Source organism: Herbaspirillum camelliae (assembly GCF_001929405.1).
GTDB classification, from domain to species: domain Bacteria; phylum Pseudomonadota; class Gammaproteobacteria; order Burkholderiales; family Burkholderiaceae_D; genus Herbaspirillum; species Herbaspirillum seropedicae.
Genome location: NZ_KV880769.1, coordinates 3,823,259 through 3,836,817, shown reverse-complemented (window position 1 = coordinate 3,836,817; position 13,559 = coordinate 3,823,259). Strand labels below are relative to the sequence as shown.

Sequence of the window (13,559 nt, the reverse complement as noted above, 5' to 3'; positions counted from 1 at the left end):
CTCCATCTATTCAATTGAATTCTTGGTTAACGGCAAGCCCGGATACGAACTTGAGCCGCCACCTGTTATGGGCAAGCGCCCTGGCGCTCGCTTCCCTCTCGGTTGCCACGGCATTGTAGTGCAGCAAAACCAAAAAAGGCAGCACAATGCGTGCGGCAACCGCGTTTCAGACCCGCAGCGCCCGGCTTCCGTGTTCCGCCAGCCACGCCAGCACCCGGCCCGGCATGGCCTGCAGGGCCAGCACTTCATGGGCTGCCCCCACGGCGATGGCTTCCCGCGGCATCCCGAAGACCACGCAGGAAGCCTCGTCCTGGGCAAAATTGTAGGCACCGGCATTGCGCATTTCCAGCATGCCCTGCGCGCCATCCTTGCCCATGCCGGTCAGGATCACGCCCACGGCGTTCTTGCCGGCGCAGGTCGCCGCCGACTGGAACAGCACATCCACCGAGGGACGATGGCGGTTCACCGGCGGCCCTTGGTCGAGCTGGGTCATGTAGTTGGCGCCGCTGCGCACCAGCTTCAGGTGCGAATGGCCCGGCGCAATATAGGCGTGACCCGGCAGCACCCGTTCATTGCCGGCCGATTCCACCACCGAGATCTTGCACAGGTTGTTCAGGCGCTGGGCGAAGGAACGGGTGAAGCCCTCGGGCATGTGCTGGGTGATCAGGATGCCGGGGCAATCCGATGGCATGCGGATGAGGAATTCCTTGATCGCTTCAGTGCCGCCCGTGGAGGCGCCGATGATGATCAGCTTTTCACTACTGGTCAGGGGATTGCGGATCTGCGGCAAGGCTTCATTACCGCCCCCGGCCGCCTGCTCGGCGCTGCGCGACGGACGCGCCCGCACACGCGCCTTGGCGGCGGCGCGGATCTTGTCGGCGATCATGTCGGCATATTCCTGCATGCCGCTCTGGATGGAGATCTTGGGCTTGGTCACGAAATCGATCGCGCCCAGCTCCAGCGCGCGCAGGGTGATTTCCGACCCGCGCTCGGTCAGCGAGGACACCATCACCACCGGCATGGGGCGCAGGCGCATGAGCTTCTCGAGGAAGTCCAGACCATCCATGCGCGGCATTTCCACGTCCAGCGTGAGCACGTCGGGATTGGTCTGCTTGATCAGCTCGCGCGCAATGATGGGGTCCGGCGCTACGCCGACCACTTCCATGTCCGGCTGGCTGCCGATGATTTCGCGCATGACGCTGCGGATCAGCGCCGAGTCGTCAACGATAAGAACTTTAATTTTCATCACTCAATCACTCAAATATCGGTATAGGCCTGCAACCCCTGCCCGTCCTGCGCCACTGCCTCAGAACAGATCCACCTCGCCGCCCACTGGCTTGGTGACCAGCTTGCTGGCGTAGGCTTTTTCACGATCCACCAGCGTGTTGTTGTGCATCTGCTTGAGCTTCTTCACCAGCACCTTGCCGGTGCGGGGGAAGAAATACACCTTGCGCGGATAGATGTCGTTGAGATCCTCGGCCACCACGCGGATGTTTTCCGCCTTCAGGTAGCGGCGCACGAACTCAGCGTTGCGCTCGCCCACGTTGATGGCCGAGAACCCGCGCAGCACGTTGCCGCCGCCAAAGACCTTGGCCTCCAGGTTCTCGCGCCGCGCCCCGGACTTGAGCACCTCGTTGATCAGCACTTCCATGGCATAGGTGCCATAGCGCGCCGAGGCCGACACGGGGCTACCGTCATCGCCGCCGCCATCGGGCAGCATGAAGTGGTTCATCCCACCGATGCCGGAGACGCGGTCACGGATACAGGCCGAGACACAGGAGCCCAGCACGGTGACGATCATCATGTCCTTGGTGGTGAAGTAATACTCCCCCGGCAGGATCTTCGCAGCGTCGCAGTCGAAGGTGCGGTCGTAGTAGAGATTGGAGGCAATCTGCTCCGAAGCCTGGCTCATGGCTTGGTCCTTGCGCCGCGCTGCGTGGCGTTGAGTTCATAGACCGTCTTGCCCTTGAGCTTGAGGGCGTCGGAGACATACAGGAAGTTCTCCGAATGGCCGGCGAACAGCAAGGCATGAGGCTTCATCAATGGCACGAATCGGGACAGGATCTTGCTCTGGGTAGGTTTATCGAAATAGATCATCACGTTGCGGCAGAAGATCACGTCGAACTGCCCACTCAGGGGCCAGCCATCGGCCAGCAGATTGAGCTGCTTGAAGGTGATCAGCTTGCGCAGTTCCGGGCGCACGCGCACGTAGCCCTCATGACTGCCCTTGCCGCGCAGGAAGAATTTCTTGACCCGCTCCGGCGACATCTTCTCGATGCGCTCCATCGGATAGACGCCATTGGAACCGGTGGCCAGCACATTGGTGTCGATATCGGTGGCCACGATCTGCACCGGCGGCGTCAACGAGCCATAGGCTTCGCAGGCCGTCATGGCGATGGTATAAGGCTCTTCCCCGGTGGAGGCCGCCGAGCACCAGATGGTGGCCGGTTCCTTCAAGGTCTTGAGGAAATCGGCCAGGATGGGGAAATGATGCGCCTCGCGGAAGAACGAGGTCAGGTTGGTCGTCAGGGCGTTGGTGAAGGCTTCCCACTCGTCGGTGTCGTGGGTGCGTTCGAGCATGTCCAGGTATTGCTGGAAAGAGGTGATGCCGGTGGCGCGCAGGCGGCGCGCCAGGCGGCTGTAAACCATTTCCTGCTTGCTGTCGGCCAGCGCGATGCCGGCCCGCTGGTAGATCAGGCCACGCACGCGTTCGAAATCACGGCTGTTGAAATCGAATTCCTTGCCGGATGATTCGCCCTTGCTTGGCACCGTAGGCTTCACTATCTTTCCTTCCCTGGCGCAACGCGCTCGAAACGCGCGCCGCTTGCTGTTACTCGCCGCCCCGCATGGGCAGGCGTCCCCTTGTCGAATAATCTATCAGGCGTCTAGCCGGGTCAAGCAAATCAACCCCGGAAATGAAATGGTTTTCTCCCGCTATTGCGGCAAGTCAATTTCCCTGAGCCGTGCATGGGGCTCTCATCCCCTGGCAATTCTCACCGATACTTTCGCTGGCGACGGGACCGGCGCTGGCGTCGTCGCCACCGCAGGCGCAGGCGCGTGGCTGGAGCGGTAACCGACCCGGAAGCCGCCCCAGTGCTTGCCGTTCACATGAATAGGCACCGACAGGTCATGCATCACCTCGCCCGTATCCCGTTTATAAGTTTGCAACAGGAAGGACTTGGTATTGGACCCGCAACGCTTGCCAGTGCGATCGCTGAAGATGCGCTTGGTGCGGTTGTTGACCAGGTCCACGTCGTAGTTACCGGTGAGCGGCTGGGAGAATTTCTTGTTATGGGTGGGGAAATAGCCATTGCTATCCACCGCACCCGCATAGGCCAGTTGCGGCATGCGCTCCAGCAGTGCCTCCTGGATGGCTGGCAGCACGCGGTCGGTGAAGGCGTCGAACTGGCTGGAATGCTTTTGCGGCGAGGTGTTGAGAATGGGCTTGTAGTGGCGGTCGAACAGCGCCGCCTCGGTGATGACCCCGGCCCGGATCGATTCCTCGAACAGCTTGCCCACCGCTGCCGCAGCGCTGGCAGCGGCAATGCGGATGTCATCGTGGCCGCCGCGTGCGCCGCCCTCGACGATGGCCTCGAAGACTGCCTCGGCGCGCTCCGAGAGCTGCATGGCCGACGCCGCCACGCGCGGCAGTTCGGTATCGGTCTGCAGCATGCCGTTGCGGATGTCGGTGATGGCCTCGGCGATTTCCTGGGTGGTCTGCACATGCTCGCGGGACGCCACCGCGATTTCCTCGATCTGCTCCTGGGACTGGCTGGCCGAGCGCTCGATGCTGTTCAACAGCCCATGCACCTTCTCCACGTTCTGGGCCGCTTCCAGCACCCGGCTGCTGAGGGAATTCATGCCACTGGCAGCCCGTTCAGCCTCTTCGGTAATGGCGCGCACCATCACGCCGATATCGTCGGTAGCCTCCTTGGTGCGCTGGGCCAGCTGGCGCACTTCCCCCGCCACCACGGCAAATCCGCGCCCCTGCTCACCGGCGCGAGCGGCTTCAATGGCGGCGTTCAGCGCCAGCAGGTTGGTGCGCGCGGCGATCTCGCTGATCACCTCGGTGATGCCATGGATGCGGCGCGATTTCTCCTGCAACTGCGCCATCATCGACGACGCCGACAAGGCATCGGTACGCGCCTGACCGATCTGCTGCAAGCCGCGGTCCACCTCGGAGCGTCCGCTCACGCTCTCGGTGCGCACTTCGGAGGCGATGGAGGAGGCGCGCTCGGCATTGGCGGCAATCTGTTGCGTGGTCTCCGCGTTCTGTTCGGCGCTGGCGGCGATGCGATTGGCCGCATCCACATCCTTGCTGAGCTTGTTCTTGATGGTATCGACGAAGAAGGAGGTCTCGGCGGCCCCGATCATGATGTGATCGATCTGCCCACTGATGCGGTCAACCAGTTGATTGCCCTGCGGCTGGCCACGCTGGCGCAACAGCGCGAACACCGCCATCCCCAGCAGCACGCCCAGACCTTGGATCACGGGGCCAGGCAGCCACTGCCCGGCCCCAAGCGCATCCAGCGCCAGCCGCGCCAGGCTGCCCACCACCAGGCCGGCCAGCCAAGGCCCCACGGCCCGCACGCATTGCATCAGCTTGCCGGTCCCGCCGGCTGCCCTCGTTATTGCCATCGCTGTCTCCCTGCGGATTTCCCGCTTGTTTTTACCTGCTCCCGGGCAGGTATGGTTGCGGACGAGAAACGCCGCATTGTCCCGAGGCTATAGCGCCTAGCTTACGCGTAGCTGAATTGGTCAGCAGTTTCCCCATTACCTGACAGCCCAGCCACACTTGTCCCGATGCCTGATACAATTCAGGCTTTATAGGATAGGGGGTATGGTATGGCACACCTGACGCAGGACAAGGACGCCCTGCTCAAGCGCATTCGCCGCATCAGCGGACAGGTCCAGGCGCTGGAACGCGCCCTGGAGGGCGAAACCGACTGCGCCAAGACCTTGCACCTCGCCGCCGCCATCCGGGGCGCGGTCCACGGCCTGATGGACGAACTCATCGAAGCCCACGCGCGCGAACACGTGGCCCGCCCCGGCCTGACCGACAGCGAACGCAGCCAGGGACTGGAAGAAGTCCTGGAAGCGATTCGCCGCTACGCCAAATGAAAGGAACGCCCATGCAAAGCACCTCCCCCTTCCGCCATGAGCATGTCTATCTGGGTGCCAATCATGACCGCAACACCCGGCGCACGCTGTGGGTGGTGGTCCTGACGGCGGTGATGATGGTGGCCGAGATCGCAGCCGGCTACATGACCGGCTCCATGGCCCTGCTGGCCGACGGCTTCCATATGGCCACCCACACGGGCGCACTGGCCATCGCAGCTGGCGCCTATGTATTTGCGCGCCGGCATGCGCACGACCAGCGCTTCAGCTTCGGCACCGGCAAGGTGGGCGACCTGGCCGGCTTTGCTTCGGCGCTGGTGCTGGCCGTGATCGCCATCGGCATCGGTGGTGAATCGCTATGGCGGCTGGCCAGCCCCAGCCCGGTGGAGTTCGGCGAGGCCATCGTGATTGCGGTGATCGGGCTGATCGTCAACATTGCCAGCGCACTGCTGCTGATAGAAGGACATCATCATGACCACGCCGATCACGACGCTCATGCACACCACGCCCCTCACACTCATCACGCACACGGCGAGGACCATCACCATCACCAGCACCACCATGCCCACGACAACAACCTGCGCTCAGCCTACCTGCATGTGGTGGCCGATGCGCTGACCTCGGTGCTGGCCATTGCCGCCCTGCTGGCCGGTCTCTATCTGGGCTGGACCTGGCTCGATCCGGCCATGGGCGTGGTCGGCGCAGTGGTGATTGCACGCTGGTCATACAGCCTGCTGCGCACCAGCGCGACCGTGTTGCTGGACGTCACCGATGAACAGGTGGCAACCCGCATCCGCCAGGCGCTGGCCGATGAGCCGGTGCAGATCGACGACTTGCATGTCTGGCGCATTGGCCTGACCGCGCGCGCAGCCATCGTCAGCCTGTCCGGCCCGGCAGAACAGGAAGAAACACCCTTGCGGCAAAAGCTGGCCGCCCTGGAGCAACTGCAGCATCTGAGTCTCGAATACCGGCGACTGTCGACCTGACGAACTGCCCGCACTGACAAAAAAAAAGCAGCAGGCCGTATCCCTGCTGCTTTTTTCATCTCGTTGCCATCAGCGGCTCAGCGCCAGCCGCGGTGCCAGCCGTAGTGCGGATGGTGCCAGCCCCAGCCATAGTAGGAGTGATATTCCCAGACCCAGCCCGGCCCGGGCGAGGCATAGGTGGGCTCGACATACACCACGCCTGGCGGCGCGACATAGGCAGGATGGACTGCTGGCGGCGTCACCACGCATCCGCCCAAGGCGAAGGTGGCGGCCAGTGCCGGGATCAGTAACAGGGATTTCATGCTTGCGCTCCTGGATGTGTTTGGCGGAATGTTCCGGAGCCGATGTCCGGACGCCACGTGTGGCCGTGGTGGTCGGATAACGGCTGGGCTCGAGCGTAAGCAGACGCGAAATTGTGTGTTTGTGTAACCCGGCCCACATGGCCGGGGCCGCTCACGCCTGACCAGCCCGGCGTGCCGAGGCGCGCGAAAGCGCCGCCCAGTCGAGATGACCTTCACCATGGGCCAGACCATCGATATGCAGGTCGCGCAGCGCGCTGGCCAACGACAGCGGCACATTGGCCTGCTCGCCCGCCTCCAGCGCCAGGCGCACATCCTTGAGCCCGAGCGCAAGCTTGAAACCGGCCGGCTCGAAGCGGTCATCGGCAATCGCCTGCCCATACCCCTTGTAGACCGGCGCCGCGAAGGCCGTGGAAGTCGCCAGTTCGATGAATCCCGCCTTGTCCAGTCCATACCCCTGCACCAGCGCAACGGCCTCGCTCATGGCGCCGATGGCGCTGGCAATCATGAAGTTCATGGCCAGCTTGGCAGCATTGGCCTGCTCGGGCTGCCGCCCCAGGCACCAGGTCTTCTGGCCCAGCACATCCAGCAAGGGCTGGACCGCCGCCAACGCCTGTTCTTCGCCAGCGGCCAGGATATTGAGTTGCCCAGCCTCAGCCACATTCACCCGCCCCAGCACCGGCGCGGCGACATAGGCCACGCCACGCGCCTGATGCGATCCCGCCAGGCGCAGCGCCAGCGCAACCGATATCGTTGCCATGTTGACATGGATCGCACCCGGCCTGAGCGCGGCCAGTGCGCCGGCGTCCAGCAAGGTGGCCTCGGTGGCGTCATCGTCCGCCAGCATGGAGATCAGCACATCCGCATCGGCGGCAGCCTCCGCCGGCGTTGCTGCTGCTTGCGCGCCCAGCGCTGCCAGCCGCTCTACGGGCGCGGGCGAACGGTTCCAGGCGCGCACGGCATAGCCGGCGCGCACCAGGTTGGCAGCCATGGGGAAGCCCATCGTGCCCAGACCGAGAAAAGCGATTTTCATAGCCACAGCTCCTTTGATCGTCGAATCATTCATTGCATGTCTTATGCCTTATCCGGATAAATTGGAAACCATCGATTCCAATCCAAGTAAAAAAATCAATCCAGCACTTTCAGCGCCACATCCACCAGCGCCAGCATTTCCTTGCGGCTGCGCCCTGCCTTCCCGACCACTCGCATGCCTTGGGTCAGGCACAAGAGCAGACGTGCCGTCGAGGCGGGATCGGCATGCGCGGCCACCGATCCATCCCGTTGTCCCTGGCGGATCAGCTCTTCCAGCAAAGCCTCGTTACGGGCCAGCGACGAGGTGATCCGCGCTGCTACGGACGGTTCGAAGCCCGTGATTGCCACGGCGCTGCTGACAACCAGGCAACCCTGCCGCCCTGCCGCGCCCTGAGCGGACTCAGCATAGAACAGCAGCATATTGCGCAAGCGCCCCCGCCCTGTCGCGCCCGCGTCGATGGCGCGCCGGAGCTTTTCGGAACGCTGCGTCCGATAGCGCTCCAAGGCAGCCAGAAAGAGAGATTGTTTGTCCCGGAATGCCTTGTAGAGACTGCCTTGAGCCAGCTGCATGGCCTCGCTCAGATCGCTGATCGAGGCGCCGGCATAGCCGCGCTCGCTGAACACACGCACTGCGCCATCCAGGGCCTGGTCGGCATCGAACTCACGCGGCCGGCCGGGGTTGCGCCGGCGGGATGAAGGAGCAGAAGAGGAGGAAGAAGCAGGCATGAAAATATTAATTTGGAAATGATTGCTTCCAAATATATCCATTTTTCTGCATCTTGGAAAGACGGGAGAAAGGAAACCGGCGATTGCCTAATGTAGACCTTGGTGTATCCTAGTGCAGAGACGGGCAGCTTACGCCGCCTCAAGCACTATAAATTCATAGGGGATCACAAACTCATCATGAACAACATCGATTCGCTGGATAACAGAACGTCCTACCCGGGCAGCGCGTCGGCGCAAAGCAAGAGCAATGCGGCGACCTCCTCCTTCGAAAGCAAGCTGCAGCTGGCCAAGGGCTCAGCCAAGCCCGATCCCGCGAGGGAACTGCAGGAGTGGCTGGCGATGACGCCGGATCAGCGGCTGTTCTTTACCGTGCTGCACTCCATGGGCGTATCGAAAGAGCAGTACGAACAGATGTCACCCGAGGAAAAGGAAAAACTGGCGGAGAAAGTTCGCGAGCGCATCAAAGAAATGGCCAAGAATGGCACGGCAGGCACGGCATAATCCTGCCAGATCAAATCGCCCCAAGAGCGCGCCACCGGATGAGCGGATTCAAATTCGGGATTTGCGCGCCTTGGGCGCTACTGTTGCAGCTCGAACGAGGCTGCCGATAGAACAGATCCAGACCCGCCTGGCACACACACGTCGCAACAGACGTCCGGAATCCATATCAAGGCAATGACTGCCCAGGTCTCGGAATCGACTTTCCGCTACCCTGCCTCACAAAGCAAAACAGCACTGGATCAGGCTATTGCCCAATACAGTGCTGTCTTTTCTTATGGCTTTCGCCACAAGCGTTGAATCTAATGGTCGGGACGGTGTGATTCGAACACACGACCCCTTGCACCCCATGCAAGTACGCTACCAGGCTGCGCTACGCCCCGACTGAAGACAAAGATTATAGCAGCATATGTTTTTAATTCAACTGTTTCTGGAAAACATTTTTAATATTTTTCAGACCCGATGCGACAGGCGGCACCAGGGTGCGTACTCCTGGCCGGCGAAGCAGCTGCGGGGCACGCCCCGCACAATGTGCACCTGTTCGGTTTCCGGCATGTACGGTTCGTCGAAAAAGTAGGCCGTGTGCACCGCTTCGCGCCCAGCCAGCGTCAGGTTGAACGCTCCTCCCAGGTTGGGAATCCCCAGACCAAGCGCGATCACCCTTCGCACCACGTGACGCGGAATGATGCGAAACTCGCCGCGATACACGACAAGCATCCAGGCGAGTTCTTCTTGTGTGAGTTCGATGTCCATTCGCGCCAAGCCTTTTTGAGGAGACTTGACGATAACATCTTGATTTTTCTAGGTTTATCAGAAAAATCTCAAAAATCGAAGGAATTTGAGGACGGGTGAGAGAGCCGGTCTAGAGGCCAATCCTGGCTCAATTACCACCGAAGAACTCGTTGAGCAGGAAGTTCTGCAAGCCCTTGGTATCCTCCAGTCGCGCCGACAGGGTCACCACCCTGCCCAGCCGCTGCGAATCGAAGCTGAAGTCGCCGCTATAGTATTTGCGGATCAGCGCAATCATGCTGTTGACCACGGCCAGTTGCACATTGCCGCCAAAGCCGGCATCCACTTCGATAAGTTGCTTCTCGCTGCGGCGCTGGTCGGTGGTCCAGCCACGGAAACTGTACTGGGCCACGCGCGGCCCCATGCTGATGATCTGGAAGACACCGTTGGTGCCGCGTCCGCGCCGATCCTGGAAAGCGATGTTGGCGCGGGCGATGTCGTTGGCCGAGGGATTTTCGGCGGCGCGGGCAGCGGCGTTTTCCTCGGCGGCAGCCTGCTCGGCGGCCTGACGCTGCTCGCGGCGGCGATTCATCGACGTCATGAAGTCCTCTTGCGGCGCAGCCTGGGCCATGGGCGCGGCATTGCTCACCGGCGCGCTGGGCGCAGTGGGACGCGGCGGCTGGGCAGTCCGCGCCGGCGCGGCATGGCGAGGTGCCGGCTTGGCCGCAGGCTTTTTCGGCTGGACTTTCTTGGGCGGCTCAGGCGCTGGCTTGGGCGGCTCAGGCTGGGCCACCGGCGCGGGTGCCGGCGGACGCACGAAAGTCACTTGCAGCGGCGCATCGGGCCGCCCCGGATTGTCCAGGGGCGGCGGCGTCTCGTTGAGCTTGGCGCGGATGAACAGGAACAGCAGCGCGTGCACCAGCACGGACGCACCCAGCCCCAGCGCAGTTCTGCGCCGGGAACGGGACAGGCATTGTGGACGGGAAGCTGAAACGAACAAACTCATACCTTGCGGCGGCGGCTCCTGGGAATCAGCCGGAAGATCAGGCCTTGAGCCCGATTCCGAAGCCGATCAGTAAAGGCGACATTCTAGCTGTTTTTGCCCTGCGCGCAGCATGCACCATCAGGCGCAACCGTACTCAACGCCAATGGCCACGCCGGCCCCAGCCGCTGCTATAGCCGAAATAGAAGGACGAAGACGGATAGCTGTAGGCAGGATAAGCGGGATAGGCTGGATAAGCCGGATAGGCATAGTAGGGAGAATACACCGGCTGCGCCGGATAGACCGCCGCCCCGTTATACGGATCGACAGGCACGGCCACACAGCCGCCGAGCATCAGCGCAGCAGGCAGGACGGCCAGGCAGGCAAGTGATTTCATGGGATGAACTCCTCAGCCGAATGGCGGCTAATATGAAACTATCCACCAGCTCGGGGACGGCTGCCATCGTGCTTACCATTTGTTACCCGCGATTCCTTCCTGGCGGCAAGCTCATGCGGACGTGAAAAAACTTCATGAGCGCTGGCTGCCGCGAGAAGCTTTGCGCCGGCAATAGGCCGCGCCTGCGCTTATATAATGGCGCGACCGTCAAGACTACCGAGCACAAAGCGATATTCACCATGACTTCTCCCCGCCCTGCCCTTCGCCCTCCCGTCGTTGTCATCGCCCCCGATTCCTTCAAGGGTTCGCTCTCGGCCGAGGACGTCGCCCGCGCCATCGGCGCCGGCATCCGGGCGGCCATCCCCGATGCGGAAATCCGCCTGCGCCCCATCGCCGATGGCGGCGAAGGCACGCTCGACGCGCTCATGCATGCCGGCGGCGAGCGCTTCGCCATCGCCTGCCGCAATGCCGCTGGCCAGATGACCGAGGCGCCGGTGGGCATCCTCAAGGATGGCAGCGCGGTGGTCGAATCAGCGGCCATCGTCGGTCTCACCGATGCGGCTGGCACGGCGGTGGCCGTGGAGCGCCGCAGTACGCTGGGGGTGGGCGACGCCATCAAGGCCCTGCTCGACCGTGGTGCGCGCAGCTTCCTGGTCGCCTTGGGCGGCAGCAGCACCAACGACGGCGGCGCGGGCCTGCTGGCCGCACTGGGCGTGGTGTTCTACGATGCGGCAGGGACTGAGGTCGCGCCGGCACCGGCCGAACTGCACCGGGTGGTGCGAGTGGACGCCTCCGGGCTCGATGCGCGCGTGAAAGAGGCGCATTTCGTGGCCATGTCCGATGTCGATAATCCGCTCTGCGGTGCAGAAGGCGCGACCGCCGTGTTCGGGCCGCAAAAAGGAGTGCAGCCCGACCAGGTCGCCCCCCTGGACCAGACCCTGGCGCACTTTGCCCAGGTGCTGGAAGAGGCGCTGGGCCGCCAGGCAGCCACCCTGCCCGGCGCTGGTGCTGCCGGCGGGCTGGGCTACGCCCTGCTGATGCTGGGCGCGCAATTCCGCTCGGGGGCGCAGACGGTAGCCGATCATATCGGCTTGGACCAGGCCCTCACCGGCGCGGACTGGCTCATCACCGGCGAAGGCCGCAGCGATGCCCAGACCCTGCACGGCAAAGCGCCCTTCATCGCCAGCCAGCGCGCACGTCAGTTGGGTGTGCCTACCACCCTGCTCTCGGGTGGCATCGACCGGCAGTCGCTGGCGCAATTGCAGACCAGCTTCTCGGGCTGCTTCTCCATCGTCTTCGGCCCCGGCTCGCTGCAGGACGCCATCGCCCAGGCGCCGCAATTGCTGCAAGCCAGCGCTGAGCAGTTGGCCCGGCTGTGGCAGAACGCTGCGGCAATGCGCTGAACGAAGCGCGCCTGAGCGCTGCCAAGTTGTTCACAAAAATCGGGGACAGGCCTGTGGAGAATCCTGGGAAAAGCCAGGCAAGCCATTGAATGCTAAGGCTTTTATGGGAGCGGCGCGCAGACATGCAAAGCGCCGTCAAACCACTCCTCGACGATGCGCAGACGCGACTTGTCCTCGCGCTGGTGCAGTTATCCCCAAAAAATGGGGGCAAGCCTGTGGACAAGCCTGGGAAGATTCCGCTAAGTCATTGATATAAATAATTTTTCTTTTTCTGCCCGCGACGCAGCAAACCTGTCCGGCTCAGGCCGCCGCCGTCTCCAGCAAGGTGCTCATGCGGCGCTTGCCGGGAATGCGGCGGATCAGCCAGGAGCGCACGGCATTCCATTCCCCGGTCTCGGGTTCGTTGCCAGCCTGGAACAGGAAGTAGCGCCACAGCAGCAGCAATTCATTGCGGGTGGTGGCGAGCTTGCGGAAGCGCAGCTCACGCTCCACTTCCGGCGAATGCATCAGTCCCTCGCGCACCGCTGCGGCCATGCGCTCGAACTCGGGCGAAAAATCATTGCGGCCATCGATCTCGAAGAGCAGGCCGCCGTGATTGCAGAACGGCGCAGGGTCGAAATACGGCTGCTGCTTCATCCGCGCAAAGGCCCGCACCAGATAGCGCGACACCTGCAGGGAGACCTTCATCTGCTCATCGAAACGGGTCGCGCTGACGTTATTGCCATGCCAGCGATACTTGATCAGCTTTTGCGGCACGTTGTTGCACTTGCCCTGGATGCCGAGCTGGCCGAAGAGGAAGTAATCCTCGGCCAGGTTCTTGACCATCATCTGCTGTTCCTGCGGGAACACGCCCATGAAATCGACGCCATAGCGGATCCCCTGGCGCTGCACCTCGGCAAAATCCAGCATGGCCGTGGGGTGGGCAATGGGATTGCGGAACAAGCTGGCTGCCGCCACGCGCTGCACGCCCACCGGCATCTTCATCTCATGGATAGGACCACCCTTGGCATCGATCACGTCGGCCTGGCCGCCAATGGCCACGCACTGCGGGCTCGCCTCAAAGGCCGCCAGGGAAATGGCCATGCGCTCGGGATAGCAGACGTCGTCGGCATCGTGACGCATCACGTAGCGGCAATCGCTGATCTCCAATCCCTTGTTGAGCAGGCCCGACAAGCCATCGGCCTCGGGGAAGCGATGCAGTTCGATGCGGGCATCGCGTTCGTGATAGCGCTCCACCATCTCGGCGCTGCCATCGGTGGACCCGTGGTCCAGCACCAGCACGCGCCAGTCGCTCACCGTCTGGGCCTGCAAGCTCTCCAGCGACTCCGCCAGGAAATCCACGCCATTCTTGACCGGCAGCAGCACATCGATGGTCGCCATGATCACACT

The 13,559-nt window shown here is 62.7% G+C and carries 15 protein-coding genes and 1 tRNA gene; 4 read left to right on the top strand and 12 right to left on the bottom strand.

Going from position 1 to position 13,559, the window contains the following annotated elements; genetic code table 11:
• Nucleotides 1-166: 166 nt before the first annotated feature.
• The 4 genes from BGK68_RS17235 to BGK68_RS17220 form a co-directional block, all read right to left on the bottom strand.
• Nucleotides 167-1,246 carry a protein-glutamate methylesterase/protein-glutamine glutaminase gene (locus BGK68_RS17235; RefSeq protein WP_075258093.1) on the bottom strand — a complete coding sequence of 360 codons (1,080 nt, stop codon included), beginning with the start codon at nt 1,244-1,246 and terminating at the stop codon, nt 167-169.
• 60 nt (nt 1,247-1,306) lie between these two features.
• Complete coding sequence (gene cheD / locus BGK68_RS17230) at nt 1,307-1,912, bottom strand: chemoreceptor glutamine deamidase CheD (RefSeq protein WP_075258092.1); 606 nt, start codon at nt 1,910-1,912, stop codon at nt 1,307-1,309.
• Nucleotides 1,909-2,781 (bottom strand): CheR family methyltransferase, encoded by an 873-nt coding sequence (locus BGK68_RS17225; RefSeq protein ID WP_075258091.1) that lies wholly within the window; start codon nt 2,779-2,781, stop codon nt 1,909-1,911. The genes cheD and BGK68_RS17225 overlap by 4 nt, the downstream gene beginning before the upstream one ends.
• Before the next feature lie 195 nt (nt 2,782-2,976).
• Nucleotides 2,977-4,599 (bottom strand): methyl-accepting chemotaxis protein, encoded by a 1,623-nt coding sequence (locus tag BGK68_RS17220; protein WP_075258090.1) that lies wholly within the window; start codon nt 4,597-4,599, stop codon nt 2,977-2,979.
• A 246-nt stretch (nt 4,600-4,845) separates the two neighbouring features.
• Between BGK68_RS17220 and BGK68_RS17215 the strand changes: the two genes are divergently transcribed.
• Nucleotides 4,846-5,121, top strand: a complete 276-nt coding sequence (locus tag BGK68_RS17215; RefSeq protein WP_075258089.1) for a metal/formaldehyde-sensitive transcriptional repressor — start codon at nt 4,846-4,848, stop codon at nt 5,119-5,121.
• 11 nt (nt 5,122-5,132) lie between these two features.
• Nucleotides 5,133-6,104: a CDF family Co(II)/Ni(II) efflux transporter DmeF gene (gene dmeF, locus BGK68_RS17210; RefSeq protein WP_075258088.1), complete on the top strand. Its 972-nt coding sequence runs from the start codon at nt 5,133-5,135 to the stop codon at nt 6,102-6,104.
• 77 nt (nt 6,105-6,181) lie between these two features.
• Here dmeF and BGK68_RS17205 read toward each other — a convergent pair whose 3' ends face one another.
• The 3 genes from BGK68_RS17205 to BGK68_RS17195 form a co-directional block, all read right to left on the bottom strand.
• A complete protein-coding gene (locus BGK68_RS17205) occupies nt 6,182-6,406 on the bottom strand; it encodes a hypothetical protein (RefSeq protein ID WP_041310574.1) in 225 nt (74 codons plus the stop codon).
• Between the two features lie 151 nt (nt 6,407-6,557).
• Nucleotides 6,558-7,436 carry an NAD(P)-dependent oxidoreductase gene (locus BGK68_RS17200; RefSeq protein WP_075258087.1) on the bottom strand — a complete coding sequence of 293 codons (879 nt, stop codon included), beginning with the start codon at nt 7,434-7,436 and terminating at the stop codon, nt 6,558-6,560.
• A gap of 95 nt (nt 7,437-7,531) precedes the next feature.
• Nucleotides 7,532-8,203 (bottom strand): TetR/AcrR family transcriptional regulator, encoded by a 672-nt coding sequence (locus BGK68_RS17195; RefSeq protein WP_075258086.1) that lies wholly within the window; start codon nt 8,201-8,203, stop codon nt 7,532-7,534.
• 135 nt (nt 8,204-8,338) lie between these two features.
• Here BGK68_RS17195 and BGK68_RS17190 point away from each other — a divergent pair, with 135 nt between their 5' ends.
• Nucleotides 8,339-8,662, top strand: coding sequence for a hypothetical protein (locus BGK68_RS17190; protein ID WP_048348532.1), 324 nt, complete (start codon nt 8,339-8,341; stop codon nt 8,660-8,662).
• A 303-nt stretch (nt 8,663-8,965) separates the two neighbouring features.
• Here BGK68_RS17190 and BGK68_RS17185 read toward each other — a convergent pair.
• The 4 genes from BGK68_RS17185 to BGK68_RS17170 all read right to left on the bottom strand — a co-directional run bounded on the left by BGK68_RS17185 (nt 8,966) and on the right by BGK68_RS17170 (nt 10,767).
• A tRNA-Pro gene (locus BGK68_RS17185) sits at nt 8,966-9,042 on the bottom strand.
• Between the two features lie 70 nt (nt 9,043-9,112).
• The gene (locus BGK68_RS17180) at nt 9,113-9,412 is read right to left on the bottom strand and encodes a hypothetical protein (RefSeq protein WP_075258085.1); all 300 of its coding nucleotides are present in this window, start codon (nt 9,410-9,412) and stop codon (nt 9,113-9,115) included.
• 127 nt (nt 9,413-9,539) lie between these two features.
• Nucleotides 9,540-10,313: a hypothetical protein gene (locus tag BGK68_RS17175; RefSeq protein WP_075258084.1), complete on the bottom strand. Its 774-nt coding sequence runs from the start codon at nt 10,311-10,313 to the stop codon at nt 9,540-9,542.
• Between the two features lie 214 nt (nt 10,314-10,527).
• Nucleotides 10,528-10,767, bottom strand: coding sequence for a hypothetical protein (locus BGK68_RS17170; protein WP_075258083.1), 240 nt, complete (start codon nt 10,765-10,767; stop codon nt 10,528-10,530).
• Between the two features lie 239 nt (nt 10,768-11,006).
• Between BGK68_RS17170 and BGK68_RS17165 the strand changes: the two genes are divergently transcribed.
• Nucleotides 11,007-12,170 carry a glycerate kinase gene (locus tag BGK68_RS17165; RefSeq protein ID WP_075258082.1) on the top strand — a complete coding sequence of 388 codons (1,164 nt, stop codon included), beginning with the start codon at nt 11,007-11,009 and terminating at the stop codon, nt 12,168-12,170.
• Nucleotides 12,171-12,470: 300 nt separating this feature from the next.
• Here the strand turns inward: BGK68_RS17165 and BGK68_RS17160 are convergent, their stop codons facing one another.
• Nucleotides 12,471-13,550: a glycosyltransferase family A protein gene (locus BGK68_RS17160; protein ID WP_075258081.1), complete on the bottom strand. Its 1,080-nt coding sequence runs from the start codon at nt 13,548-13,550 to the stop codon at nt 12,471-12,473.
• Nucleotides 13,551-13,559: the final 9 nt, after the last annotated feature.

Bases quoted from the DNA above. Each gene is read 5' to 3' on its own strand.
- BGK68_RS17235 (WP_075258093.1), bottom strand. From the start codon at position 1,246: ATGAAAATTAAAGTTCTTATCGTTGACGACTCGGCGCTGATCCGCAGC.
- cheD (WP_075258092.1), bottom strand. From the start codon at position 1,912: ATGAGCCAGGCTTCGGAGCAGATTGCCTCCAATCTCTACTACGACCGC.
- BGK68_RS17220 (WP_075258090.1), bottom strand. From the start codon at position 4,599: ATGCAATGCGTGCGGGCCGTGGGGCCTTGGCTGGCCGGCCTGGTGGTG.
- BGK68_RS17215 (WP_075258089.1), top strand. From the start codon at position 4,846: ATGGCACACCTGACGCAGGACAAGGACGCCCTGCTCAAGCGCATTCGC.
- dmeF (WP_075258088.1), top strand. From the start codon at position 5,133: ATGCAAAGCACCTCCCCCTTCCGCCATGAGCATGTCTATCTGGGTGCC.
- BGK68_RS17205 (WP_041310574.1), bottom strand. From the start codon at position 6,406: ATGAAATCCCTGTTACTGATCCCGGCACTGGCCGCCACCTTCGCCTTG.
- BGK68_RS17200 (WP_075258087.1), bottom strand. From the start codon at position 7,436: ATGAAAATCGCTTTTCTCGGTCTGGGCACGATGGGCTTCCCCATGGCT.
- BGK68_RS17195 (WP_075258086.1), bottom strand. From the start codon at position 8,203: ATGGATATATTTGGAAGCAATCATTTCCAAATTAATATTTTCATGCCT.
- BGK68_RS17190 (WP_048348532.1), top strand. From the start codon at position 8,339: ATGAACAACATCGATTCGCTGGATAACAGAACGTCCTACCCGGGCAGC.
- BGK68_RS17180 (WP_075258085.1), bottom strand. From the start codon at position 9,412: ATGGACATCGAACTCACACAAGAAGAACTCGCCTGGATGCTTGTCGTG.
- BGK68_RS17170 (WP_075258083.1), bottom strand. From the start codon at position 10,767: ATGAAATCACTTGCCTGCCTGGCCGTCCTGCCTGCTGCGCTGATGCTC.
- BGK68_RS17165 (WP_075258082.1), top strand. From the start codon at position 11,007: ATGACTTCTCCCCGCCCTGCCCTTCGCCCTCCCGTCGTTGTCATCGCC.
- BGK68_RS17160 (WP_075258081.1), bottom strand. From the start codon at position 13,550: ATGGCGACCATCGATGTGCTGCTGCCGGTCAAGAATGGCGTGGATTTC.